The sequence below is a fragment of the Jhaorihella thermophila genome (genome assembly GCF_900108275.1).
Taxonomy (GTDB): Bacteria; Pseudomonadota; Alphaproteobacteria; order Rhodobacterales; family Rhodobacteraceae; genus Jhaorihella; species Jhaorihella thermophila.
Genome location: NZ_FNVD01000011.1, coordinates 92,127 through 116,650, shown reverse-complemented (window position 1 = coordinate 116,650; position 24,524 = coordinate 92,127). Strand labels below are relative to the sequence as shown.

The following is a 24,524-nucleotide window of genomic DNA, read 5'->3' as shown; positions in this document are numbered from 1 at the left end:
TGCGGCGCTGACCGCCCCCCATGCGGGCTGTCTCGCGGCGGCGCTCAAGCTCGGAAAGAATGTCCTTCATGATCCGGTGTCCCCTTTGGCATTTTGCGGGACCATATACAGTTGGGACATCTTGCCAAAGGCGAAATGCGCAAATTTGCAAATGCTTTTCCGAAATAACCGCGCAAACTGCAAACTAAGCAAATCCGCCGATGATTCGGCACGAGTCCGCCGGGTCGAAGGTGCCAAGGTGGGCAACCGGCACACTCGTCTTGATCAGTATCGGGTGCCGACAATGGAAGGCTTGGACATGACGCGCCAGACGGGCCTGGGGCAGGAGTCATTCGTCGTTTCCAGAACGCGCTCGATCTGCCGCCCGGCCAACATCGACGCGATCCGGCACGAGCTGGGCCACGCGTTGGGGGGGAAAGTCATGAACTTTGTGTATCCGCCCCTGCCTATTCGGTTTCAGATACTCAAGTGTCGAAACGCGCGCCGACATTACGGCGAACGGTTGCGGGCTGCAAATCATTCCCGGGCATTGCAGCCGTTTTTCCCCAACCTGCGAATGGCCAGACGGATCGGCTTGGTCGCAGCCTCGTCCGGTCGGGCAGGAACCGCGCGTCTTGGTCGGTTTCCGAATCCCGGTGCGACAACCAGCCATGAAGGAAAGGAAGTTTCGCCAGTTCGTGGCGGCAAATGCGCCACCCGGCGTTTCACCAGCGGAAGAACCTTCTTGAGTCCGTTGACGGGGTTTTCATGCGGATAGTCGCCCGCGCCCTTCGCCCAGTCGCAGATCGTTGACAACCGGTACTGTACCCTGCCGTCTGGAAATCTTGTTGGAGATTGCTCGGTGCGCCCCAGCCGGGGCATGCCCCGGCTGGGGCGGTCCATACTGGTATTCCATGGAACTGCAAAACCAACCGTTGAGGGCCGGGAATGGACGGAAGGAAGGATACAGGGCCTGAGGTCATCCTGGAACAGCTGATCGAGCACGGCGCGGACGACATGGCGAGCGTATCCGCCCGGGCCTTTGAGTTGGCGATGCGGATCGCGCGCGAGCGCTTTCTCGCCGCGGGCCATTACGAACGCACGCCCAGCCGCCGGGGCTACGCCAACGGCACCAAGCCCAAGCGGATCGACACGCCGGCCGGCTGGATCAGCGTTCAGATCCCGAAGACCGCCGGGCGTGAGGGCGAACCGTTCTTCCCCCAATCGCTGGAGCGCGGCCGCCGCTCGGCACGGGCGCTGATGCTGGCGGTGGCAGAGATGTACATCAAGGGCGTGTGCGCCCGCGAAGTCGAGGACGGTGATGCGCGAGTTCGGCATAGAGAGCCTTTCCTCAAGCCAGGTCAGCCGCGCCACCCGGCTGCTGGACGAGGAACCGGAGGCCTGGCGAAATCTCTTCCTCGATGCGCGCTACGAGAAGGGGCGCATGGACGGCGCGGTGCGTAATGCCGCCGTGCTTTCGGCTATCGGCATCGGACCGGATGAGCGCCGTCGGGGACTCGGCGTCTCGATAGCCCTGTCCGAGGCGGAGGCGCACTGGCGGGCTTGGTCGAAACATGCCGCGACAGCGCCACGAAACTTGCCAAATGGCTGGAGGAAAACGTGCCCGAGGGCCTTACCGTCTTTGCCCTTCCCGAGCATCACCGCCGCCGCTTGCGCCCCTCGAACCTGATCGACCGCGCCATCCGGCAGGAGCCCAAACCACGCACCGTCAAGGTCAGGGGCTTCCCCAACGAAAAATCGCTGGAACGCCTCGTCACCGCCGTGCTGGTCGAGATCGACGAACAATGGGCCGTCGACACCAAGGCCAATATCAAATGGCGATGCCGGGATGGGTGATCACGCCATATCCGAATTTCCAGACATCAGGTTGCGTAACCCAATCGCAAGAATCTACCAAAATCGATACTAAAACGTGGAGGAATAATCAGGAAAGCGCAGGAGATGATGGGAAACTTTGACAGACAAGTCCGCTGATTTTGAACCAACAATGAAAAGCCGCGACCGTTCCAGAAAAGAAGTTTGGCAGATCAGGCTCCACCATCCCTCCGGTCCGTTTTCCGGCCTGTTACATCACCGCTTCGATCAAAGTCGGGCCATCCGCGTCCATACCGTTGCGAATCGCCCGCGCCAGCGCGGCGCAATCCTCGACCCGCGCGGCCTCTACCCCCATGGACCGCGCCATCTGCACCCAGTCCAGGTGTGGTCGGTCCAGCGACAGCATGTCCAGCGCCCGCGGGCCCGGATTGCCGGCCCCGACATTGTCCAGTTCGCCGCGCAGGATTCTGTAGCTGCGGTTGGCAAAGATCACCGTGATCACACTCAGCCCCTCGCGCGCCATGGTCCAGAGCGCCTGCACGGTGTACATCGCACTCCCGTCCCCGATCAGCGCCAGAACCTTGCGTCCAGGACAGGCGACCGCCGCACCCACGGCAACCGGCAGGCCATAGCCGATCGAACCGCCGCAATTGTTCAGCCATGTATGCGGACGCGCGCCGTGGGTCGCAGGAAAGAAGGCGCGCCCGGTGGTGATGGATTCGTCCACTACGATGCCGCCCTCGGGAATTTCCTGCGCCAGCACGGCTGCGATTCCCCCGGGCTCGAGCGGACCGGAAACGTCAGCCTCGGGTCGCAGCCCGTTCACGACGGCCGAAGCATGCGCGCCGACCGCGTCCCGCAGTGCGCCCAGCGCCGCGGTCACGTCATCGGACGCATCCGCCAGAGGCAGGATCTCCGCATCCGGCCGGGTCAGAACGGCGGGCTTGCCCGGATAGGCAAAGAACCCGATCGGCGCCCGCGCCCCGACCAGGACGATACGACGGAAGCGTGCCAGCACCTCGATGGCCGCGTCGATCGGATAGGGCACCTTATCGACCGCGACCCGGCCCGCGCCGCGCTCGAGCCGCGCGTTGGACCATTCGGACATCAGGGCACAGCCGGTTGCCGCCGCGATTCGCCCGGCCGTTTCCAGATTCTCCGCCGTCAACGCTCCGCTTCCCAGCAGCAGCAACGCCTCGCCACCCCTTAACAACGCGGCTGCCTGATCCACCAGATCCTGATCCGGCACCGGTGGTTCGGGCGGCGTCAGCGGGCCTGCCACGCGCCCGCCCGTGGTCCAGGCGGTGTCGCTGGGCAGGATCAGGGTTGCCACCTGCCCCGGCGCGGTCCGCGCCGTCTGCACCGCGCGCGCCGCATCCGCACCGACTGCGGCGGCCGTCTCTGAACGGTGAACCCATTGCGAAACCGGCCGCGCGATGCCCTCGATGTCGGACATCAGCGGCGCATCCAGTTGCCGATGCGTTTCGGCATGTTCACCGACGATGTTGACGATGCCCGACCCGGCCTTTTTCGCGTTGTGCAGGTTCGACAACCCATTGCCCAGCCCCGGCCCAAGGTGCAACAGCGTGCAGGCCGGTTTACCCGCCATCCGCCAGTATCCGTCCGCCGCCCCGGTCGCCACGCCTTCGAACAGCGCCAGCACCGATCGCATCCCCGGCACGCGATCCAGCGCCGCCACGAAATGCATCTCGGACGTGCCGGGATTGGAGAAACAGGTGTCCACGCCGCAGGCGATCAGCGTCCGGACAAGGCTTTCGGCCCCGTTCATCTCGGGGTGTCGGTCCTGAACCATTGCGGCCTGTTCTCCCTCGTTCGACGCGATGGATGATGCAGGCAGCCACAGATCGCCGCAACGAAAAACACCAAGGCTGGCGCGACACGGAGCAAGCGGAAAGGACGCGCGGCGGTCGTGCCTGCCCCCATTCCTCAGCGGGCGCGTCCTACTGGACCAAGGGCCTCTGGCGCCGCGGCATCGGCTGGCACGCACCTAAAGGAACACGACCGAGCGTCGGACGGGAAAAGACGCTTCCAATCCTTCATCTTGCGTCAAATACTCCGGTTGTCCGGGGGCAGCGCCCCCGGCTTGGCCGGAGCATCCCGACGCCTCAGACGGGTTGGCTCGTTTCCTCGCAACCGGCGGCAGTCTCGTCAAGAACGCCCAAGAGGATGATCTCAAGTTCGTCTTCGGACTCGTCGTCCCTTGCCTGTCCGACCGCGATCCCAAATAGCCTTGAAGAATCGGGCAGCAGATCGTCCAGAAGCCGCCCGCAAGTCATGGGCTCGATCTCCAGATGATCCTGCTGGACGTCGTTCCCGGTCTCGCCGTCGATGACGCGTTCAAAGGCCGTGTCCGCCATAAACCCCAAAGCCGCCTCCTTCGCCGAAAGCCTCGCCTCGAATGGGCGCCTGACGACAGAAGGCAGCACAGATGTGAAAAAATCGTTGCCGAATTATGGCGAAATCTGGGCGCATTGCGGAAACTGAGTGTTTCCGACCGAGAAACCCGCGCCGGAAAAGAACGAGCGCCCATTGGGCGCCCGTTCGGTCCGTCGATCGATGGGATATCAGCCCTTGCCCTTCCATGGGACCAGCCAGCGCTCGGCCCAGCGCATCAGGATGTCGATGCCAAAGCCGATCACGCCGATCATGATGATCCCCATCATTACGATGTCGGTATTCTGGAACTTGGACGCCACCATAATCATCATGCCCGCGCCCTTTTCGGCGGCGACCAGTTCGGCCGCGACCACCGTGCCCCAGCAGACCCCCATCGCGACCCGCGCGCCGGTAAAGATCTCGGGCAGGCTGTTGGGCACGATCACATACCGCATGATCTGCCCCTTGCTGGCACCCAGCGAATAAGCGGCATGCACCTTGGAGATACGGACCCCGGACACGCCCGACCGCGCGGCGATCGCCATGATCCACAGCGCCGCCAGGAACAGCAGGATGATCTTGCCCAACTCGCCGATGCCGGCCCAGATGATGACCAGCGGAATCAGCGCCAGCGGCGGCACCGGGCGCATGAATTCCACGATCGGATCGAACCAGCCGCGGAACCAGTTGGAAAGCCCCATCGCATATCCCAGCGGGATCCCGATCAGCGATCCGAAGAAGAAGCCGACCACGACCCGCATCAGCGACAGCCCCAGATGTTCCCACAGCGTCGCGCCGCGGAAACCTTCGCTGGCGATGTCCACCAGCCGCTTGACTACGTCCTCGGGCGGCGGCAGCCAGATCGGTTCCATCTGCAGGCCGGTATAGGGCGTGACGATCAAAGCCCCCTTGTCCGACAGCGTGACGGTTGCATGATCAACCTCGATCACCGGCTTGGCCGCGGAATCCGCCTCGTCCCGGGTGGCTGGGTCGTAGGCGACCGGCTGGCCGGCGATCTCGACCAGGCGGGCGCCGTCCTTGCGCTTGAATTCGTCGTTCTTGTCCCAGCTCAGCTGGGCGCTGCGATAGGCACGGATCATCAGCGCGTCGTTCCTTGCCGGCCCGTCGCCCGGATCGACCGTCAGTTTCTCCGTTTCGCCCTCGGGATCCTGCACTCTCCAGAACACCGTCGCCTCGTCCCGCTGGCCGTCCGGCCCCTCGACGACATAGGTGAACTGCCCGTCGCCGATATAGGGCCCCGGCGCGTGCAGGAAGGGCGGCACCAGCACCGAGCCGGTAAACATCCCCCACAGAAGGAACAGCGTCGCCACCGAGATGATGCTGGCGGTGCGGTCCGAGATCACCGCGCTTTCATCACCGAAGGTCACCGTCTTGAGCGCGGTGAAATCGGTGCGCGCGGCGCGCCGGATCAGCTTGTTCACGATGAGGTAGGAGCCGACGAAGATGCCGACATAGAGCGCGAAGGGGATCAGGCTGGTCATGACGCCACCTCCGTCCGGCCCATGATTTCCTCTTCCATGTTCCAGATCATGTTCAGGATTTCCTCGCGCGTGGGCGCATAGTCGGGATGCTTCTTGACCTCGCGCAGATCCGCGCCGACGCCCATATCGGCAAAGGGCAGGCGGTATTCCTTGTGAATCCGGCCCGGGCGCGGCGCCATCACGATCAGCCGTTCGCCCAACAGCAGCGCCTCTTCGACCGAATGGGTGATGAGGATGATGGTCTTTCCGGTTTCCTTCCAGAGCTTGAGCACGAGGCTCTGCATCTTTTCCCGGGTCAGCGCGTCCAGCGCGCCCAGCGGTTCGTCCATCAGGATAATGTCGGGCTCGTTGGCAAGGCAGCGGGCCAGCGCCACCCGCTGCTGCATGCCGCCCGACAGCTCATAGACCATCTTGTCCTTGAAATCGCCCAGGCCGACGACATCCAGCAGATGATCCACGATTTCGGCCATCTGCGCCTTGGCCATGCCCTTCATGCGCGGGCCGAACCCGACATTGTCCCGCACGCTCATCCATTCGAACAGCGCACCCTGCTGGAACACCATGCCGCGTTCCGCCGCCGGTCCCGTTACCTTGTGGCCGTTCAGAACGACCTGTCCCTCAGTCGGGGCAAGAAACCCCGCGACGATGTTCAAGAGCGTGGTCTTGCCGCAGCCCGACGGCCCCAGTACGCTGAGCAGCTCGCCCTCCTTCAGATGTAGCGAGACGTTCTTGAGCGCCTGAACCGACGTGCCATTCGGCAGATCGAAGCGCATCGAAATGTTTTCGATAGATAGTCCGGACATGTCCCCAACCTGTCGCAGCGGCCGCACCAACCCGGGCCCGGGCAGATGCGGCCTGTGCCTGTCCAATCTCGCGATGATCCGGCCCCGGCGGGACGCCCCCGATCCGGGCCGGAGACGCGGAGGTTACATCCTGCTGGCGGCTTCCAGAGGGCCGGTGTTGACGTTCTCTTCGTAGCTGTCCTTGGCCTTGTCGATGCTGCCGGCCTGAACGAAGACCTCGGCCACGCCCTTCATGAACTCCTGCGCGCCGCCACCGAACCATTTGGGCGAAAGCTGTTCCTCGATGCTGGGGAACTTGAAGGTCGCCATGGTCGCCTCGGTATCGGCGATGTCCATGCCTGCGTCCTTGGCAATGACGGGCAGCATCTCGTCCTTGTGCTCGCCGCTTTTCCACATCGCGTTGGCGTCCGCCGTCACCTTGACGAACTTGGCCACCAGGTCGCCGTTCTCGGCCACAAAGGAAGCGGGCGAGCTGGTCACGTCGAAGACCAGGATGCCGACCTCTTCCTTCTCGGCGCCGGTCAGCAGGACGTTGCCATGTTCAAGCATCCGGCGCAGCGCGCCACCCCAGCCACAGGCCATGTCCACATTGCCCTGCGCCAGCGCCGCCGCGCCCTCGGCCGGCGCCATGTCCACCACGTTCATCGACCCGACATCGACGCCGAAATGGCTCATCTGCTTGAGAAAGCCATAATGCGCCGCGGTGCCCAGCGGCACGGCGACCTTCTTGCCGGCCAGTTCGCCGGCATTGGTCTTGTCGATCTCGAGATCCGACCGCACCACGCAGTTGTCGTTGTCCGAATAGGACACGGCCACGTCGATCGCCTGAAGGTCCTGGCCCGCGCTGGTGGCCACCACGAAGGGCGGCACGCCCTGGCTGACGCTGATCTGCACGTCACCCGAGGCCATCGCCGCGCTCATCGCGGTGCCGGTGTCGAAGCTGACCCAGTTGACCTTGACGCCAAGCTCCTTGTCATAGGTTCCCATCTGCTTGGCATATTCGAAGGGCATCGGCCATTCGAGGAAATAGCCGACCGTGATCTCGTCCTGCGCCATCGCCGGAGCGACCCCCGCAAGCACCGTGAGCCCGGCGATCGCGCCCATCAGCCTGGTCTTGAGTTTCATGTTCGTGTGTCTCCCTGTTTGTTCGTCCACCCGATCATGCGGGCAGTTGGCCGGCCGGGCGCGCCCCGATGGCACAGCCCGAAAAAACCGGGGGCTGCCGCGGAACCGGTCCCACTACAGATCGGAGACCAAAACCGTGCACCGATCAATGTTTTTTCTGGCCGCAACGACCGAATTGCGAAAACCAAATCCGATATTCCGCCGCGCGACATTCAGAATCTTTCTTTTTATTTCATGGTGTTGTTGATTTATTGTCCGCTTTTTCATCGGTTGCGGCCCGATAACTGGCCATAAGTCATCTGCGATACTGGACCTATAGCCGGGACAGATTTGGGCGTTTCTGGAGTCAGATCGACTCTGGGCCGCGACAGCGGGTTTTCTGTCGCGCCGCAACATCAAACAGGAAAGGACATGTCATGGACGGCACGTTCACCCAGAACGACATTCGTCACATCGTTGAAGCCGACAAGGCGCATGTATGGCACCATCTGACCCAGCACAAGCCGTTCGAGACCAGCGACCCCCGAATCATCCTCGAGGGCAAGGGGATGCGCGTGTGGGACCAGAACGGCAAGGAATACATCGATGCCGTGTCCGGCGGTGTCTGGACCGTCAATGTCGGCTATGGCCGCGAGAACATCGCCAAGGCGGTCTATGACCAGCTGATGAAGCTGTGCTATTTCGCGCAGTCGGCGGGATCGATCCCGGGATCTCTGTTCGCGGAAAAGCTGATATCCAAGATGCCGGGCATGAGCCGGGTCTACATCACCAACTCGGGCTCGGAGGCCAACGAGAAGGCGTTCAAGATGGTGCGCCAGATCGCGCACAAGAAATACGGCGGCAAGAAATACAAGATCCTCTACCGCGACCGCGACTATCACGGCTCGACGCTCGCGGCGATGTCGGCCGGCGGCCAGGACGAGCGCAACGCCCAGTACGGCCCCTTTGCGCCGGGTTTCGTGCGCGTGCCGCATTGCATGGAATACCGCAAGGAGGAGCTGGGGCTGGGCCATCTGTCGGGCCGTGACTTCGGCATTGCAGCGGCGAACCTGATCGAAGAGGTGATCCTGCGCGAAGGCCCCGAGACGGTGGGCGCGCTGTGTCTTGAGCCGGTCACCGCCGGCGGCGGCGTGATCACTCCGCCCGACGGCTATTGGGAGCGGGTGCAGGAGATCTGCCGCAAATACGACATCCTGCTGCATATCGACGAGGTGGTCTGCGGCATCGGCCGCACCGGCACCCACTGGTTCGGGTATCAGCATTACGGGATCAAGCCCGATTTCGTCACCATGGCCAAGGGCGTCGCCTCGGGCTATGCAGCGATTGCCTGCTGCGTGACCACCGAAGAGGTGTTCGAGATGTTCAAGGACAACGCCGAGGATCCGCTGGACCACTTCCGCGACATCTCGACCTTTGGCGGCTGCGCGGCGGGGCCGGCGGCGGCGCTGGAAAACATGCGGATCATCGAGGACGAGAACCTGCTGGAAAACTGCACAGCCATGGGCGAGCGGCTGATGGGCAACCTGCGGGCGCTGATGGACAAGCACGCGGTGATCGGCGACGTGCGGGGACTGGGGCTGTTCTGCGGCGCCGAACTGGTGGCCGACCGCGAGACCAAGGAGCCGGTATCCGAAAGCCAAGTGGCCCAGGTCGTGGCCGAATGCGGCGCGCAGGGGGTCATCATCGGGGCCTCCAACCGCTCGGTGCCGGGGCGCAACAACACGCTGTGCTTCTCTCCGGCGCTGATCGCCACCGCGGACGACATCGACGCGATCACCCAAGCGGTCGATGCGGCGCTGACCCGGGTGTTCGGCTGATCGGCTGCCGGCGCCTGTCCGGGCGGGCGAGGGTTTTCGGATTGGCTGCGCCAATCCGACCAAGGCGAGGGGCGCTGCCCCTCGCGCTCCCCGGAGTATTTTTTGCAAGATGAAGATGCCGGGCAGGGACGGACTTCTCCGTTCCGACATCTGTCCGGCGACGGCGTTGGATGAGCGCGGCAAACGCCGGCCCGCGGGCCGGCGTTCGTGTTTCATGGATTTCGGTCAGCTCTTGAACACGCGATAGATCGCGGGAATGACCAGGACGGTGAGCAAGGTCGAGCTCAGCAGGCCAAACAGCAGCGAGATCGCCAGCCCCTGGAAGATCGGATCGGCAAGGATCACCGCCGCGCCGATCATCGCCGCGATGGCGGTCAGCAGGATCGGCTTGAACCGGATCGACCCCGCGGCAATCAGCGTGTCGATCAGGGGAATGTCCGGCCCGCCTTCGTGGCGGATGAAATCCACCAGCAGGATCGAGTTGCGCACGATGATGCCGGCCAGCGCGATGAAGCCGATCATCGAAGTGGCCGAGAATGGCGCTCCGAACAGCCAGTGCCCGCCGATGATGCCGAGGAAGGTCAGCGGAACGGGCGTAAGGATTACCAACGGCAGCTTGAACGATCCGAACTGGGCCACCACGAGGATGTAAATCCCCAGCATCGCCACCGCAAAAGCCGCGCCCATGTCGCGGAAGGTAACCCAGGTCACCTCCCATTCGCCGTCCCAGAGCAGCGTGACGTGGGATTCATCCTCGGGCTGGCCGTGCAGCGAGATGACCGGTTTGGTGCCGTCGGGCCAGTCCATCCTGTCCAGCTCCTCGGCCACCGCCAGCATGCCGTAGAGCGGCGCCTCGAATGCGCCGGCGAGTTCGCCGGTCACCATCTCGGCCTCGCGCCCGTTGTGGCGGAAAACGGGGTAGGAGGTCCGCTCTTCGCGGATCTCGATCACGTCGCCGAGTTCCACCACCCCGCGCGCGCCGGGCAGCACGTTGGCCGGAATCGGCGTGCTCAGGAACCTTTCGTCAAGCACGCGGTCGGATTTGTCGCGCTCCACCCGGATCGGGATCGGGCGACGCCCGCCGCCGCGATGGGAGTAGCCCACCGTCTGGCCACCGTTGAGGATCGCCAGCGTCGAGAACACGTCCCGTTCCTGCACCCCGAAGAATTCCAGCTGGTCGGTCGAGATCACCGCCCGCAACCGGCGGCTCTGCTGGCCGAAGCTGTCGTCCACATCGACGATGAAGGGCACCGCCTCGAACGCCTCGCGGATCTTGCGAGCGGCGGCGCGGCGGGTTTCGCCGTCGGGACCATAGACCTCGGCCAGAAGGGTCGCGATCACCGGGGGGCCGGGGGGCGGCTCGACGGTCTTGAGCACGGTGCCTTCGGGCAGGTCGAGCCTGTTGATCCGTTCGCGGACCTCCAGCGCGATCTCGTGACTGGTGCGGTCGCGGTCGTGCTTGGGCGCGAGGTTGATCTGAACGTCGCCCAATTCCGGCAATTCCCGCAGGTAGTAGTGGCGCACGAGGCCGTTGAAGTTGAACGGGGCGGCGGTGCCAGCATGGGTTTGGGTCGAGATCACCTCGGGCATCTCCAGAACCGCCCGCGCCACGTCCTGGGCGACGGCGTCGGTGGCCTCGACCGAGGAGCCTTCGGGCAGATCGATCACCACGCTCAGTTCCGACTTGTTGTCAAAGGGCAGCAGCTTGACGGTCACGTCCCTGGTGTAGAAGGCCGCCATCGAGCCGAAGCTGAGCCCGGCGACGATCAGCAGGAAGACCAGCGACCCCGTTTTCGTCCGCAGGATGGGCCGCGCCACGGCGGCGTAGATGCGGCCCAGGATGCCGCCGGGGTGGCCGCCGGGTTCGTCGTCATGGGCATGGGCCGACATGTCGGCCTTGCCGGCGAACTTGATCATCAGCCAAGGGGTGATGATGACCGCAACGAAAAAGCTGAAGATCATCGCCGCGCTGGCATTGGCCGGGATCGGCGACATGTAGGGGCCCATCAGCCCGCTGACGAACAGCATCGGCAACAGCGCCGCCACCACGGTCAGCGTGGCGACGATGGTCGGGTTGCCCACCTCGGCCACCGCGCGGATCGCCTTGGTCACGCGGGTTTCCCCGTCCTTCATCGCCCAGTGGCGGGCGATGTTCTCGATCACCACGATGGCATCGTCCACGAGAATACCGATCGAGAAGATCAGCGCGAACAGCGACACCCGGTTCAGCGTGTAGCCCATGATCCAGGCGGCAAACAGCGTCAGCAGGATCGTCACCGGGATCACGATCGCCACGACGATGCTTTCCCGCCAGCCGATCGCCACCAGCACCAGGAACACGATCGAGATCGTGGCAAGCCCAAGGTGGAACAGCAGCTCGTTGGCCTTTTCGTTCGCCGTCTCGCCATAGTTGCGGGTGACCTCGACCGCCACGGTTTCCGGGATCAGCTTGCCTTCCAGCGCATGGACCCGGTGCAGGATCGCTTCGGCCACGACCACGGCATTGGCGCCGGCACGCTTGGCCACGGCCAGCGTCACGGCGGGGGTGCGGACGATCTTTCCGTTTTCGTCGCGCGTGACATTGGCCACGATCTTGTCCGAAGTGTCGGACACGAAGCTCACATCCGCCACGTCGCGCACATAGACCGGACGGCCGTCGCGCGTGGTCAGCAGCAGGTTGCCGATTTCGGCCGGGGCGCGCAGTGTTTCCCCCGCGACCAGCGGGATCTGCTCTCCCTTGTCGCGAATGAACCCGGTCGCAAAGGCTCGGTTCGCCGCCTCGACCTTGCCAGCGAGCTGTTGCAGCGTCACACCGTAGAGCGCCAGCCGATCGGGATCGGGCGCGATGCGGATCGCCTCGGGACTGTCGCCGACGATGTAGGTCAGGCCGACATTGTCGATCTTGGCGATCTCGACCTGCAGTTGGCGGGCAATGCGCGTCAGGTCATTGGCGGTCATCTCGCCCGCATGCGGTTTCGGCGTCAGCGTCAGGGACACGATCGCCACGTCGTCGATGCCGCGCCCGACGATCAGCGGCTCGTCGATGCCCACCGGGATCCGGTCCATGTTGGCGCGCACCTTTTCATGCACGCGCAGAATCGCCGCATCCGACGAGGTGCCCACCTCGAACCGCGCCGTCACCATCGCATAGTCGTCGCGGGTCGAGGAATAGACATGCTCGACCTCGTTGATGCCCTGCACGATGGTTTCCATTGGCTCGGTCACCAGCTTGACGGCATCCTCGGCCTTGAGCCCCGGCGCCTGGATGTGGATATCCACCAGCGGCACCGAGATCTGCGGCTCTTCTTCCCGCGGCAGGCTGATGAGCGCCACAAGCCCCACCGCCAGCGCGGCGAGGATCATCAGGGGCGTCAGAGGCGACTGGATGAAGGCGCGCGTCAATCCCCCGGCGATACCCAGAGGTACCGACTTCTTCTGCTGTTGCTCACTCATGGCCGGTTACCATCACATCCTGAACAGTCAGACCGCTGAGGATCTCGATCATCTCAACCCCTTCGATCTCGTGCCGTTCGCCGACGACCACCGCGCGATCCACGGGTTCGCCATCGGCACCCTTCACCGTCACGAAATCCAGTCCCATCCGGGTGGTCACCGCACTGGCGGGCACGACGATCGCCTCGGATTTCGCCACGGGCAGGCTGACCAGCACGCGGGCGTTGATGAATTCGCTGGACAGGCCCTCGACCTCGACATCGGCGATCACCCGGCCGTTTTCGATCTGCGGATAGACCTTGGCGATCCTGCCGGGCTGGCCCTCGCCGGTTTTACCCATGCGGATCTGGACTCCTTCCTTGAGGAACCGCGCGTGGCGCTCGGGCACCGCGAGGCGCAGGAAGAATCCGCCGCCGGCCACGTTCGCCACCGGCTCGCCCGGCATCAGCACCGACCCCTCCGTCACGGGAACGGAAACCACCCGGCCGGAGATCGGCGCCAGCACTGCGCCCTCGGCCGCCTGTTCCTCGATCACCCGTTTCTGCGCCTCTTGCGCCTCGATCTGGTTGACGAGAACCTCGACCTGCGTGCGCAGCTGGTCCAGCCGCTGCTGCGTCGTCACCCCGCGCTCCAGCAGGCCCTCGCCGCGCGCCAGTTCGGCTTTCGCGTTCTCGAGCTGCGACTGCAAAGCCTCGATCTGCGCTTCGACCGCCTGCATCTGCAAATCCAGTTTGGGATCGTGGATCAGGCCGATCTGCTGGCCGCGTTCGACCAGGTCGCCCTCTTCGATCAGGATTTCCTCCAGCGTGCCGCCGATCCGCGATCGCGCCGGAACCGTGTCGCGCGCCTCGACCCGGCCAAAGACCGCCTTCCAGTCCGTCACTGCCACCTTGCGCACGGGCAGGTCGGCAACCGCCGCCCAGGGGGCAAGCGCCCCGATCAGCGCGAAAACGAAGAGCTTGTGCATCTGCCTGGTCCCTCGCATAGCAATACCTGCGCCCTCATATGCGCATTTATGAATGTTATTCAATCCCGATCCCGCAAAGTCGCAGATGAAATGACGCTTGGGAACCCCTGTTCAGACCTCAGCGGGCCGGTTGCGACACCAAATCCATGCTGGGCAGATACCGGTCGGGATTGGCCGTGATCCAGTCCTTGACCGTCCGGGTCGCGTGGCTGGGTTCGGCTTCGGCGCGATGAACGACGAACCAGTGACGCATGATCGGCAGCCCCCGCGCAGGCACCGCCACCAGCCGGCCCGACCTGAGTTCTTCGTGCATGGTATGCGCGGACAGGATCGCGATGCCCAGCCCCGCGATCACCGCCTGCTTGATGGTCTCGTTCGATTCCATTTCGGTATGGCGATATTCGTGCCCCGGCGAGATCTCGTCGAAATAGCGCATCGTCAGGATCCGCGTCCCCGACCCCGGTTCGCGCAGGACGATATGCTCTGACAGGATGTCGGCGGGCCGGACCGTATCCAGCTGCGTCAGCGGATGACCCGGCGGCGCCACCAGAAGATGCGGATGCTCTCCGATGGACTGCGCGGTAACCAGAGGTTCGCGCGGCGGCCGCCCCATGATCACCAGGTCCGCCTCTTCATTCTGCAGATAGCGGATGATCTGCGCCCGGTTGCCAATGCGCAGCACGACATCAATGTCCGGGAACGCTTCACGCAGCAGAACGACCAGCCTGGGGGCGAAATACTTGGCGGTGCTGACCACCCCCAGAACAACCGTTCCGGCCAGCCCCTTGGACAATGTCTCGATCTGGCGGATCGCTTTTTCCAGAACCGAGTGCGAGATCCGCCACGCCCCCAGCAGGGCCTCGCCTTCGGGCGTCGGTTCGAATCCCTCGGCCCCGCGTTTCAGAATCTGGCAGCCGACGATTTCCTCCAATGCTTTCAACTGGCTATGCACGGCCGGCGGTGTTAGCGACAACATTTCCGCCGCCGCCGAAATCGTCCCCGTTTCGCAGACCTGCGACAATGCGCGCAACTGCTTGAAAGTTATGGCGTTGAGGCGGCGCATTAAATTTTTTCTAATCCCATTTCATAACTTTAAAATTTATTAAAACGCCATCACCCGAATATCAACCCTCTCAGAACCCGAGGTTGGGAGGCCTCATCCAAATGGATCGCAATCCCTTTGAAAACGACGATCTGATTCCCGAAACGCTGCGACCGGTCATGCGCACGCTGGCCCATGTGGCAGCGGATCTGGCGCTGACCATCGCCCGCGGCCCGCTGGGCGGTGCGTTGGGCGCCGAGGTCGGTTCGAACACCGATGGCGACAATCAGAAGGCGCTCGACGTGCTGGCCGACGAGGAATTCGTCCGCGGCCTCGAAGGCTCCGGCGTCCGCTGGTATGCCTCGGAAGAGCGCGAGGACGTGATCGAAATCGACAAGGATGGCACGCTGGCGCTGGCGATCGACCCGCTGGACGGGTCGTCCAACATCGACGTGAACGTGTCGATCGGCACGATCTTCTCGATCCGCCCCGCCCGCGACGGCGCCGAGGAAACCTTCCTGCGCCCCGGCACCGAACAGATCGCCGCAGGTTACTTCATCTACGGCCCGCAGACGGCGCTGGTGGTGACCTTCGGCGACGGCGTACAATTCTACGTGCTCGACCCGACGGACCGGCGGTTCAAGCTGGCGGAGTCGGGGATGAAGATTCCCGACACCTCCACCGAATTCGCGATCAACGCCTCGAACTACCGTCACTGGTCGAAACCGATCCGGGCCTATATCGACGACTGCCTGGCCGGCGCCGAAGGCCCGCGGGGCAAGAATTTCAACATGCGCTGGGTCGCGTCGCTCGTGGCGGAAACGCACCGGATCATCTCGCGCGGGGGGATCTTCCTGTATCCCGGCGATGCGCGCCCCGGTTATGAACATGGCCGGCTGCGCATGGTCTATGAATGCGCGCCCATCGCGATGCTGGTTGAACAGGCGGGGGGACGCGCCACCACGGGCACCGACCGGCTGCTGAACCACGCCGCCGACAAGCTGCACGCGCGCACCCCGCTGGTATTCGGCTCGCCCGACAACGTGGATCGCGTCACCGCCTATCACGACCTGCCCGACGAAGAGGTATCCGCCCTCTTCGGTTCGCGCGGACTGTTCAGATCATGAGGTAGAACGGGAGATGTCGAAAAAAGCACCCGATCATATCGGTCACGGGTTCCTCCGGCGCGGGCACCTCGACCGTCAAGGAGACCTTCATGAACATCTTCCGGCGCGAAGGCATTCGCCCGGTGACGATCGAAGGCGACGCCTTCCACAAATATGATCGGGCTGCGATGAAGGAGGAACTCGCCCGGCGCAAGGCCGCGGGCAACGAAACCTTCAGCCATTTCAGCTATGACGCCAACGAGCTGGAAGAGCTGGAAAAGGTCTTTCGCACCTATGGCGAGACGGGCCGTGGCCGCACCCGCCACTATGTCCATGACGACGAAGAGGCGGAACGCTGGGGCAGCCCGCCGGGCACCTTCACCGAATGGGAGGAGTTCGAGGAAGGCTCGGACGTGCTGTTCTACGAAGGGCTGAACGGCGCCGTGGTCAACGACACGGTGAACATCGCCGCGCTGGCCGACCTCAAGGTGGGCGTGGTTCCGGTCATCAACCTGGAATGGATCCAGAAGATCCACCGCGACAAGGCCGCGCGCGGCTATACGACCGAAGCGGTGACCGACACGATCCTGCGGCGGATGCAGGCCTATGTGCACTGCATTTGCCCGCAATTCACCGAAACTGACATCAATTTCCAGCGTGTGCCGGTGGTGGACACCTCGAACCCGTTCATCGCGCGCTGGATCCCCACCCCGGACGAAAGCCTGGTGGTGATCCGGTTCAAGAATCCGCGCGGGATCGACTTTCCCTATCTGGTCTCGATGATCCTCGGGTCGTGGATGAGCCGTGCCAATTCCATCGTGATACCCGGAAACAAGCAGGATCTCGCCATGCAGCTGATCTTTACCCCGATGATCAAGCGGCTGGTGTCCGAATTCAAACGCGCCTGAGGTATCCCCATGAACCAGCAAACCCGGATCCACGCCGCCAACGAAGACCTGATGGCCAACGCCATCCGTGCCCTTGCGATGGACGCAATCCAGAAGGCCAGGTCCGGCCATCCCGGCGCGCCGATGGGCCTGGCCGATGTGGCGACGGTGCTGTTCAACCGCTTCATCAAGCTCGATCCCAGCGCCGACAAATGGCCCGACCGCGACCGCTTCGTGCTCAGCGCCGGGCACGGGTCGATGCTGCTTTACGCGGTCAACCACCTGCTGGGCTATGATGATATGGACATGGATCAGCTGCGCCATTTCCGGCAGCTGGGCTATCGCACCGCCGGTCACCCGGAATACGGCCATGCCAAGGGGATCGAGACGACGACCGGCCCGCTGGGTCAGGGAATCGCCACGGCCGTCGGCATGGCGCTGGCGGAACGGATGCACAATGCCCGCTTTGGCGACGAACTGGTGGATCACCGGACCTGGGTCATAGCCGGCGACGGCTGCCTGATGGAGGGCATCAGCCACGAGGCGATCGACCTGGCCGGCCATCTGCGGCTGGGCCGGCTGATCCTGTTCTGGGACGACAACGGCATCACCATCGACGGTTCGACCGACGTGTCCACCTCGATGGATCAGCAAAAGCGGTTCGAGGCCGCCGGCTGGCATGTCCAGTCGATCGACGGGCATGACAAGGAGGCCATCGCCGCCGCGATCAAGGCCGCACAGGCCGATGACCGCCCCTCGATGATCGCCTGCCGCACTGTGATCGGCTTTGGCGCCCCCAACAAGCAGGGCACGGCGGCCACCCACGGCGCGCCGCTGGGGGACGAGGAAATCGCCGCGGCGCGCGAAGCGCTGGGCTGGACCTGGCCGCCCTTCGAGGTACCGCAGGAGGTCTATGACAGCTGGCACGCCATCGCCGCGCGCGGTCGCACCGCCCGCGAGGCATGGGAGGCGCGGCTGGCCGCGAACCCGCGGCGCGATGCCTTCACCGCGTCCATCTCGGCGCCCGATACGGCGGCGCTGGGCCGTGCCATCGCCGACTACAAGGCCCGCCTTTCGGCGGACGCGCCCAAGGTCGCGACCCGCAAGGCCAGCGAAATGGCGCTGGAAGTGGTCAACGCCACCCTGCCTAACACCGTGGGCGGCTCGGCGGACCTGACGGGATCGAACAACACCCGCACCAAGGGCATGGTTGACGTCACCCGCGATGACTTTTCCGGCAACTACATCCGCTACGGCGTGCGCGAACACGGCATGGCGGCGGCGATGAACGGCATCGCCCTGCATGGCGGGTTCGTGCCCTATGGCGGCACCTTCCTGGTCTTCGCCGACTATGCCCGTCCCGCGATCCGGCTGTCGGCGCTGATGGGGGTTCCGGTCACCTATGTCCTGACCCATGACTCGATCGGTCTGGGCGAGGATGGCCCAACCCACCAGCCGGTGGAGACCATCGCGTCCTTGCGCGCCATGCCAAACCTGACCGTGATCCGCCCGGCGGATGCGGTGGAAACCGCCGAGGCCTGGGAGATCGCCGCCGCATCGACCGGCACGCCGACGGCACTGTGCCTGTCGCGGCAGGGGCTGCCCACGGTGCGCACCAAACATACCGAGGCGAACATGGTCGCCCGCGGCGCCTATGTGCTGCGCAATCCGGGCGGGCCGCGCGACGTGACGCTGATCGCCACCGGCTCCGAGGTGGAGATTGCGCTGAACGCGGCCGAGACGCTGGGCGCCGACGGCATCCGCGCGGCGGTGGTTTCGGCCCCCTGCTTCGAGCTCTTCGCCGCGCAGCCCAAGGATTACCGCCGCGAGGTTCTGGGCCAACCCCCCCGCGTCGGCGTCGAGGCGGCGGTGCGTCAGGGCTGGGGTCTGATGCTGCGCCACAGGGACGCCTTCATCGGAATGACCGGCTTTGGCGCCTCTGTCCGTGTCAAGGATCTTTACGAACATTTCGGCATCACCGCGCAGGCGGTCGCGCAGGCGGCGCGCGCGGTCATGGAGCAGGGAGACTTCGCATGACCATTCGGGTTGGCATCAACGGCATGGGCCGCATCGGCCGCTGCACTCTGGGCGCGATCGTGGAATCGGGGCGTAACGACATCGAGGTGGTGAAACTGAACGCCACCGGCCCGATCGAAACCAACGCGCATCTGCTGAAATATGACAGCGTTCACGGCCGCTTCCCCGGCGAAATCCGCATCGACGGCGATCACATGGACCTGGGCCGCGGCCCGATGAAGGTGTTTTCCACCTACGACCCGACCGAACTGGACTGGGACGGGGTGGACGTGGTGCTGGAATGTTCAGGCAAGTTCAACTCGAAAGAGGCGGCATCGGTTCACCTGACGCGCGGCGCCCGCAAGGTGCTGGTGTCGGCCCCGGCCAAGAATGCCGACCGCACCGTGGTCTTTGGCGTGAACAACGATGCGCTGCGGCCCGAGGATCTGATCGTGTCGAACGGATCCTGCACCACCAACTGCCTGGCCCCCGTGGCCAAGGTGCTGCACAGGGCGGTGGGGATCGAACATGGCATCATGACCACTGTGCATTCCCATACCGGCGACCAACCGACGCTGGACCGCCGCCACAAGGATCTCTACCGCGCCCGCGCCGCGGCGCTGAGCCTGATCCCGACCTCGACCGGCGCGGCCAAGGCGATCGGGCTGGTGCTGCCGGAGCTGAACGGAAAGCTCGACGGCTCGGCGATCCGCGTGCCCATGCCCAACGTGTCGGCGGTGGATCTCACCTTTCGGTCGTCCAGGACGGTTACCGAGGCCGACATCAACGCGATCATGGAAGAGGCCGCCAACGGCGAGATGCAGGGCATCCTGAGCTACGAGACCGAGCCCAAGGTGTCGGTGGACTACAACCACAACACCCATTCGTCGAACTTCGCCGCCGACCAGACCAAGGTGATGGACGGACGCCTTGTGCGGGTTCTGGCCTGGTATGACAATGAGTGGGGCTTTTCCTGCCGCATGGCCGACAACGCGGTTCTGGTGGGGAGGGCATGATGACCATCGCGCGCATCACCGAATTCGACGCCGCCGGCCGGCGGCTGCTGGTGCGGGCGGACCTGAACGTGCCGGTGGATGGCGATACCGTGACCGACACCACCCGCATCGACCGCTTCGCCGCCGTCATGCGCCCGCTGCTGGAGCGGGACGCGCGGCTGGTGATCCTGACCCATTTCGGCCGCCCGACGGCAGGCGAGTTCGACCCGGCCTTTTCAGTCGAAAAGCTGCGCCCCGCATTGGCGCAGGCGCTGGGCCGTCCGGTCGCCTTTGTGGAAACCGCACTCGGCCCCGAACCGGTCCGCGCGTCCGAGGCCCTGCGCCCGGGCGAGGTCCTTCTGGTCGAGAACCTGCGCTACACCCCCGGCGAGACGGCGAATGACCCGGCCTTCGCCCGGCAATTGGCGCGGCTGGGCGACATCTTCGTCAACGACGCGTTTTCCTGCGCGCACCGGGCGCACGCCTCCACGGAATCGCTTGCCTATCTCCTCCCCGCGGCCGCAGGCCCACTGATGGTCGAGGAAATCGAGGCCCTGTCCTCGACCCTCCACCGTCCTTGTCGCCCCGCGGTCGCGATCGTCGGTGGCGCCAAGGTATCCACCAAGATCGCGGTGCTGAAGAACCTGGTGCAACGGCTGGATGCGGTCATCGTCGGCGGGGGCATGGCCAACACGTTCCTCTTTGCCGATGGCGCGCCGATGGGAAAATCGCTGCATGAACCCGATCAGCTGGACACGGTGCGCGAAATCCGCGCGCTGGCCGCACGATCGGGCTGCGCGCTGCACCTGCCCCGGGACGTGGTGGTAGCCCGCGAATGCAAGGCCGGCGCGCGCAAGCAGGTCGTTCCCGCCCACGAATGCCCCGAGGACGCGATGATCCTGGATGCCGGCCCCCGCGCGCTGGCCGATTTCGAAAACGTTCTGACCGATTCCGAAACAGTCCTGTGGAACGGTCCGCTGGGCGCGTTCGAACTGCCGCCCTTTGACCAGTCCACCATCCTGCTGGCGCGGCCGGCTGCCGATCTGACCCGGCAGGGGCTGGCCGTGACGGTCGCCGGCGAAGGTGATACGGTGGCGGCACTGAACCTCGCCGGCGTGGCCGGCGATTTCACTTATGTATCGACCGCCGGGGGGCCTTTCTGGAATGGCTCGAAGGAAAAACGCTTCCCGGTATCGCGGCCCTGGAAGGGGCCGCCAAGGCTGCCTGAAGAAGGATACGCACAGATGGCACTGATCACGCTCCGACAGCTTCTCGACCACGCCGCCGAATACGGATACGGCGTGCCCGCCTTCAACATCAACAACATGGAACAGGGGCTGGCGATCATGAAGGCCGCCGATGCCTGCGACGCGCCGGTGATCCTGCAGGCCAGCCGCGGCGCGCGGTCCTATGCCGGCGACATCATGCTGCGGCACATGGTTGCCGCGCTGGCCGAGATGTACCCACACATCCCCGTCTGTCTGCACCAGGACCACGGCAACAACGAAGCCACCTGCATGACCGCGATCCGCCACGGCTTTACCAGCGTGATGATGGACGGCAGCCTCGAGGCGGACATGAAGACGCCCGCGTCCTATGAATACAACGTCACCATCACCGAACGCGTTGCCCGCATGGCCCACTGGGTCGGCGCCAGCGTCGAGGGCGAATTGGGCGTGCTCGGCAGCCTGGAGACCGGCGAGGCCGCGAAAGAGGACGGCTCGGGCGCCGAGGGCAAGCTGAGCAAGGAGGATCTGCTGACCGATCCCGACCAAGCCGCCGATTTCGTCGCCAAGACCAAGGTGGACGCGCTGGCGATCGCCTGCGGCACCAGCCACGGCGCCTACAAGTTCAGCCGCAAGCCCACCGGCGACATCCTCGCGATCAGCCAGATCGAAGCGATCCACGCCAAGATCCCCAGCGTGCATCTTGTGATGCACGGCTCGTCCAGCGTCCCGCAATACCTGCAGGATCTCATCAACGAATATGGCGGCGAGATGCCCCAGACCTATGGTGTGCCGGTCGAAGAGATCGAACGCGGCATCAAGTCCGGCGTGCGCAAGGTCAATATCGACACCGATTGCCGCATGGCCATGACCGGCCAGTTCCGCAAGGTGGCAACCGAAAAGCCGACTGAATTCGACCCGCGCAAGTTCCTGATCCCCGCGATGGAGGAAATGGAAAAGCTCTGCCACGACCGGTTCGAACGGTTTGGCGCCGCCGGGAATGCGTCGAAAATCAAGGTCATCGACATGGACGAGATGGCGAAGCGCTATGCCTCCGGCGCGCTCGATCCTGCGGTGACCCCGGCAGCGGCCGCCTGACAAACGCTGCCAAACGAAAAGGGGCCGGCGCGCACCCCTTCCACAAGACACGCGCCGGCCCCCGAAACGACCAAACGACCCGATAGGAGACCCCAATGGACCAGTCTGACCGCTATTCCGATCTTTCCCTGAACGAGGCCGACCTGATCGCAGGCGACCGCCACGTTCTGGTGGCTTATATCATAAAGAAGGCTATGGCTATCTCGAAACCGCCGCCCACTTCGCCGCCGAAAGCTCGACCGGCACCAATGTCGAGGTGTCCACAACCGACGATTTCACCAAAGGCGTCGATGCGCTGGTCTACGAGATCGACCCGGAAAAGGAGCTGATGAAGATCGCCTACCCGATCGAGTTGTTCGACCGCAACGTGATCGACGGGCGCGCGATGATCGCCAGCTTCCTGACGCTTGCGATCGGCAACAACCAGGGCATGGGCGACGTGGCCTATGCCAAGATGCACGATTTCTACGTCCCGCCGGCCTATCTGCGTCTGTTCGACGGGCCTTCGACCACAATTTCCGACCTGTGGCGCGTGCTGGGCCGGCCGGTGGTGAATGGCGGCTTCATCGTCGGCACCATCATCAAGCCGAAACTGGGCCTGCGCCCGAAACCCTTTGCCGATGCCTGCTATGAATTCTGGCTGGGCGGCGATTTCATCAAGAACGACGAGCCCCAAGGCAATCAGGTGTTTGCGCCGTTCAAGGAAACCGTGCGGCTGGTCCATGACGCGATGAAGCGCGCGCAGGACGAAACCGGGCAGGCAAAGCTGTTTTCCTGGAACATCACTGCCGACGATTATCACGAGATGATCCACCGCGGCGAATACATCCTGGAAACCTTCGGGCCGGACGCGGACCATTGCGCCTTCCTGGTGGATGGCTACGTGGCCGGCCCGCAGGCGATCACCACCGCGCGGCGGACCTTCCCCAAACAGTACCTGCACTACCACCGCGCCGGACACGGCGCCGTCACCTCGCCCCAGTCCAAGCGCGGCTATACCGCCTTTCGTGCTGGCCAAGATGGCGCGGCTTCAGGGCGCGTCGGGCATCCATGTGGGCACCATGGGTTACGGCAAGATGGAGGGCGAGAAGGACGACACCATCATCGCCCGCATGATCACCGAAGACAGCGTGAATGGCCCCTATTTCCACCAGGAATGGCTGGGCATGAACCCGACCACGCCGATCATCTCGGGCGGGATGAACGCGCTGCGGATGCCCGGATTTTTCCAGAACCTCGGCCATTCCAACCTGATCCTGACCGCCGGTGGCGGCAGCTTCGGCCATATCGACGGCGCGGCGGCCGGTGCCACCAGCCTGCGCCAGGCGGAACAATGCTGGAAAGAAGGCGCCGATCCGCTGGAGTTCGCCAAGGACCACAAGGAATTCGCCCGCGCCTTCGAAAGCTTCCCGCACGATGCCGACCGTCTTTATCCCGGCTGGCGCGAGGCGCTGCGGATCAACTCTGCCGCCTGATCCGCGGGTTGCAACCAAGAGGGGCGGGCGGTATCGCCCGACCCCATCCAACACCCAAAACGAGGCTGCCATGACCTTTGACCGTTCCATCAAGATCGCCCCGTCCATCCTTTCTGCCGACTTCGCCGATTTCGGGCGCGAGATCCGGGCCATCGAGGCACAGGGCGCCGACTGGGTGCATGTGGACGTGATGGACGGCCATTTCGTGCCGAACCTCACCTTCGGCCCGCCGGCGGTCAAGGCGTTCCGGCCGCATGTGAAAACCTTCATGGACGTGCATCTGATGATCTCGCCGGTCGATCCCTATATCGAAGCCTATGCCGAGGCCGGCGCCGACATGATCACCGCCCATGTCGAGGCGGGGCCGCATATCCACCGCACGTTGCAGGCGATCCGTGCCACCGGCTGCAAGGCGGGTGTCGCGCTGAATCCCGGGACCCCGGCCTCGGCCATCGAGCATGTTCTGGACCTTGCCGACATGGTGCTGGTGATGACGGTGAACCCCGGCTTTGGCGGGCAGAAATTCATCGACCTGACCGAAAAGGTCCGCCGCGTGCGCGCGATGATCGGGGACCGCCCGGTGCATATCCAGATCGACGGCGGCGTGACCCCCGAAACCGCACCGCTGGTGGCGGCGGCGGGTGCTGACGTTCTGGTGGCCGGATCGGCGGTGTTCAAGGGCGGCTCGGTCGAGAACCCCGCGCCCTATGGCGACAACATCCGCGCCATCCGTGCCGCCGCCGAAGGGGTTCTGTCGAGCGTCGCCTGACCGTTTCTGTTGCTTCGTTCCCACGAATGCT

Annotated in this window: 19 protein-coding genes and 2 pseudogenes; 13 read left to right on the top strand and 8 right to left on the bottom strand. The window is 64.4% G+C overall.

Translation table 11 applies throughout. The annotated features are described in order from the left end of the window. From C4S70_RS18675 to C4S70_RS18850, 4 genes are all read left to right on the top strand, one after another. Nucleotides 1–757 (top strand): hypothetical protein (locus tag C4S70_RS18675; RefSeq protein ID WP_160114878.1); only part of this gene is annotated, 757 nt, incomplete at its 5' end. 170 nt (nucleotides 758–927) lie between these two features. Further along, nucleotides 928–1,443, top strand: coding sequence for a transposase (locus C4S70_RS18855; RefSeq protein ID WP_200822768.1), 516 nt, complete (start codon nucleotides 928–930; stop codon nucleotides 1,441–1,443). Then, nucleotides 1,358–1,669 (top strand): transposase, encoded by a 312-nt coding sequence (locus C4S70_RS19465; protein ID WP_380218885.1) that lies wholly within the window; start codon nucleotides 1,358–1,360, stop codon nucleotides 1,667–1,669. Before C4S70_RS18855 ends, C4S70_RS19465 begins: the two co-directional genes overlap by 86 nt. Beyond that, nucleotides 1,600–1,836, top strand: a complete 237-nt coding sequence (locus C4S70_RS18850; RefSeq protein WP_380218664.1) for a transposase — start codon at nucleotides 1,600–1,602, stop codon at nucleotides 1,834–1,836. The genes C4S70_RS19465 and C4S70_RS18850 overlap by 70 nt, the downstream gene beginning before the upstream one ends. 229 nt (nucleotides 1,837–2,065) lie before the next feature. Here the strand turns inward: C4S70_RS18850 and C4S70_RS13465 are convergent, their stop codons facing one another. The 5 genes from C4S70_RS13465 to C4S70_RS13445 all read right to left on the bottom strand — a co-directional run bounded on the left by C4S70_RS13465 (nucleotide 2,066) and on the right by C4S70_RS13445 (nucleotide 7,642). Then, nucleotides 2,066–3,628 carry an acetolactate synthase large subunit gene (locus C4S70_RS13465; protein WP_235003832.1) on the bottom strand — a complete coding sequence of 521 codons (1,563 nt, stop codon included), beginning with the start codon at nucleotides 3,626–3,628 and terminating at the stop codon, nucleotides 2,066–2,068. Between the two features lie 313 nt (nucleotides 3,629–3,941). Further along, nucleotides 3,942–4,193 (bottom strand): hypothetical protein, encoded by a 252-nt coding sequence (locus C4S70_RS13460; RefSeq protein WP_146064218.1) that lies wholly within the window; start codon nucleotides 4,191–4,193, stop codon nucleotides 3,942–3,944. A 207-nt stretch (nucleotides 4,194–4,400) separates the two neighbouring features. Beyond that, nucleotides 4,401–5,705, bottom strand: a complete 1,305-nt coding sequence (locus C4S70_RS13455; RefSeq protein ID WP_104008636.1) for an ABC transporter permease — start codon at nucleotides 5,703–5,705, stop codon at nucleotides 4,401–4,403. A gap of 5 nt (nucleotides 5,706–5,710) precedes the next feature. Continuing rightward, nucleotides 5,711–6,517, bottom strand: coding sequence for an ABC transporter ATP-binding protein (locus C4S70_RS13450; RefSeq protein ID WP_104008635.1), 807 nt, complete (start codon nucleotides 6,515–6,517; stop codon nucleotides 5,711–5,713). Nucleotides 6,518–6,640: 123 nt separating this feature from the next. After that, complete coding sequence (locus tag C4S70_RS13445; RefSeq protein WP_104008624.1) at nucleotides 6,641–7,642, bottom strand: taurine ABC transporter substrate-binding protein; 1,002 nt, start codon at nucleotides 7,640–7,642, stop codon at nucleotides 6,641–6,643. 416 nt (nucleotides 7,643–8,058) lie between these two features. On the opposite strand from C4S70_RS13445, the gene C4S70_RS13440 reads away from it, so the two are divergent. Further along, a complete protein-coding gene (locus C4S70_RS13440) occupies nucleotides 8,059–9,459 on the top strand; it encodes an aminotransferase family protein (RefSeq protein WP_104008623.1) in 1,401 nt (466 codons plus the stop codon). 225 nt (nucleotides 9,460–9,684) lie between these two features. Here C4S70_RS13440 and C4S70_RS13435 read toward each other — a convergent pair whose 3' ends face one another. From C4S70_RS13435 to cbbR, 3 genes are all read right to left on the bottom strand, one after another. Beyond that, nucleotides 9,685–12,912 carry an efflux RND transporter permease subunit gene (locus C4S70_RS13435; RefSeq protein ID WP_104008622.1) on the bottom strand — a complete coding sequence of 1,076 codons (3,228 nt, stop codon included), beginning with the start codon at nucleotides 12,910–12,912 and terminating at the stop codon, nucleotides 9,685–9,687. After that, nucleotides 12,905–13,879 carry an efflux RND transporter periplasmic adaptor subunit gene (locus C4S70_RS13430; protein ID WP_104008621.1) on the bottom strand — a complete coding sequence of 325 codons (975 nt, stop codon included), beginning with the start codon at nucleotides 13,877–13,879 and terminating at the stop codon, nucleotides 12,905–12,907. Before C4S70_RS13430 ends, C4S70_RS13435 begins: the two co-directional genes overlap by 8 nt. A 118-nt stretch (nucleotides 13,880–13,997) precedes the next feature. Next, nucleotides 13,998–14,942, bottom strand: a complete 945-nt coding sequence (cbbR, locus tag C4S70_RS13425; protein ID WP_104008620.1) for a LysR family regulator CbbR — start codon at nucleotides 14,940–14,942, stop codon at nucleotides 13,998–14,000. 101 nt (nucleotides 14,943–15,043) lie between these two features. Between cbbR and C4S70_RS13420 the strand changes: the two genes are divergently transcribed. The 8 genes and pseudogenes from C4S70_RS13420 (at nucleotide 15,044) to rpe (ending at nucleotide 24,493) form a co-directional block, all read left to right on the top strand. After that, entirely contained in the window at nucleotides 15,044–16,048 is a 1,005-nt protein-coding gene (locus tag C4S70_RS13420) for a class 1 fructose-bisphosphatase (protein WP_104008619.1), read from the top strand. A gap of 32 nt (nucleotides 16,049–16,080) precedes the next feature. After that, nucleotides 16,081–16,935 carry a phosphoribulokinase gene (locus C4S70_RS13415; RefSeq protein ID WP_104008618.1) on the top strand — a complete coding sequence of 285 codons (855 nt, stop codon included), beginning with the start codon at nucleotides 16,081–16,083 and terminating at the stop codon, nucleotides 16,933–16,935. A gap of 9 nt (nucleotides 16,936–16,944) precedes the next feature. Continuing rightward, a complete protein-coding gene (gene tkt / locus C4S70_RS13410) occupies nucleotides 16,945–18,951 on the top strand; it encodes a transketolase (protein WP_104008617.1) in 2,007 nt (668 codons plus the stop codon). Further along, the gene (gene gap, locus C4S70_RS13405) at nucleotides 18,948–19,946 is read left to right on the top strand and encodes a type I glyceraldehyde-3-phosphate dehydrogenase (protein ID WP_104008616.1); all 999 of its coding nucleotides are present in this window, start codon (nucleotides 18,948–18,950) and stop codon (nucleotides 19,944–19,946) included. The genes tkt and gap overlap by 4 nt, the downstream gene beginning before the upstream one ends. Beyond that, nucleotides 19,946–21,153: pseudogene (locus C4S70_RS13400) on the top strand (phosphoglycerate kinase). The gene gap and the pseudogene C4S70_RS13400 overlap by 1 nt, the downstream one beginning before the upstream one ends. A 16-nt stretch (nucleotides 21,154–21,169) precedes the next feature. Continuing rightward, nucleotides 21,170–22,249, top strand: coding sequence for a class II fructose-bisphosphate aldolase (gene fba / locus C4S70_RS13395; protein ID WP_104008615.1), 1,080 nt, complete (start codon nucleotides 21,170–21,172; stop codon nucleotides 22,247–22,249). A gap of 95 nt (nucleotides 22,250–22,344) precedes the next feature. Beyond that, nucleotides 22,345–23,724: pseudogene (locus C4S70_RS13390) on the top strand (ribulose-bisphosphate carboxylase). Nucleotides 23,725–23,794: 70 nt separating this feature from the next. After that, nucleotides 23,795–24,493 (top strand): ribulose-phosphate 3-epimerase, encoded by a 699-nt coding sequence (rpe, locus tag C4S70_RS13385; RefSeq protein WP_104008614.1) that lies wholly within the window; start codon nucleotides 23,795–23,797, stop codon nucleotides 24,491–24,493. Nucleotides 24,494–24,524: the final 31 nt, after the last annotated feature.

Coding starts and splice junctions, on each gene's coding strand:
- tkt (WP_104008617.1), top strand. CDS start 16,945: ATGAACCAGCAAACCCGGATCCACGCCGCCAACGAAGACCTGATGGCC.
- C4S70_RS13430 (WP_104008621.1), bottom strand. CDS start 13,879: ATGCACAAGCTCTTCGTTTTCGCGCTGATCGGGGCGCTTGCCCCCTGG.
- C4S70_RS13450 (WP_104008635.1), bottom strand. CDS start 6,517: ATGTCCGGACTATCTATCGAAAACATTTCGATGCGCTTCGATCTGCCG.
- cbbR (WP_104008620.1), bottom strand. CDS start 14,942: ATGCGCCGCCTCAACGCCATAACTTTCAAGCAGTTGCGCGCATTGTCG.
- C4S70_RS13465 (WP_235003832.1), bottom strand. CDS start 3,628: ATGGTTCAGGACCGACACCCCGAGATGAACGGGGCCGAAAGCCTTGTC.
- rpe (WP_104008614.1), top strand. CDS start 23,795: ATGACCTTTGACCGTTCCATCAAGATCGCCCCGTCCATCCTTTCTGCC.
- C4S70_RS13435 (WP_104008622.1), bottom strand. CDS start 12,912: ATGAGTGAGCAACAGCAGAAGAAGTCGGTACCTCTGGGTATCGCCGGG.
- C4S70_RS13420 (WP_104008619.1), top strand. CDS start 15,044: ATGGATCGCAATCCCTTTGAAAACGACGATCTGATTCCCGAAACGCTG.
- gap (WP_104008616.1), top strand. CDS start 18,948: ATGACCATTCGGGTTGGCATCAACGGCATGGGCCGCATCGGCCGCTGC.
- fba (WP_104008615.1), top strand. CDS start 21,170: ATGGCACTGATCACGCTCCGACAGCTTCTCGACCACGCCGCCGAATAC.
- C4S70_RS13440 (WP_104008623.1), top strand. CDS start 8,059: ATGGACGGCACGTTCACCCAGAACGACATTCGTCACATCGTTGAAGCC.
- C4S70_RS13460 (WP_146064218.1), bottom strand. CDS start 4,193: ATGGCGGACACGGCCTTTGAACGCGTCATCGACGGCGAGACCGGGAAC.
- C4S70_RS18855 (WP_200822768.1), top strand. CDS start 928: ATGGACGGAAGGAAGGATACAGGGCCTGAGGTCATCCTGGAACAGCTG.
- C4S70_RS13445 (WP_104008624.1), bottom strand. CDS start 7,642: ATGAAACTCAAGACCAGGCTGATGGGCGCGATCGCCGGGCTCACGGTG.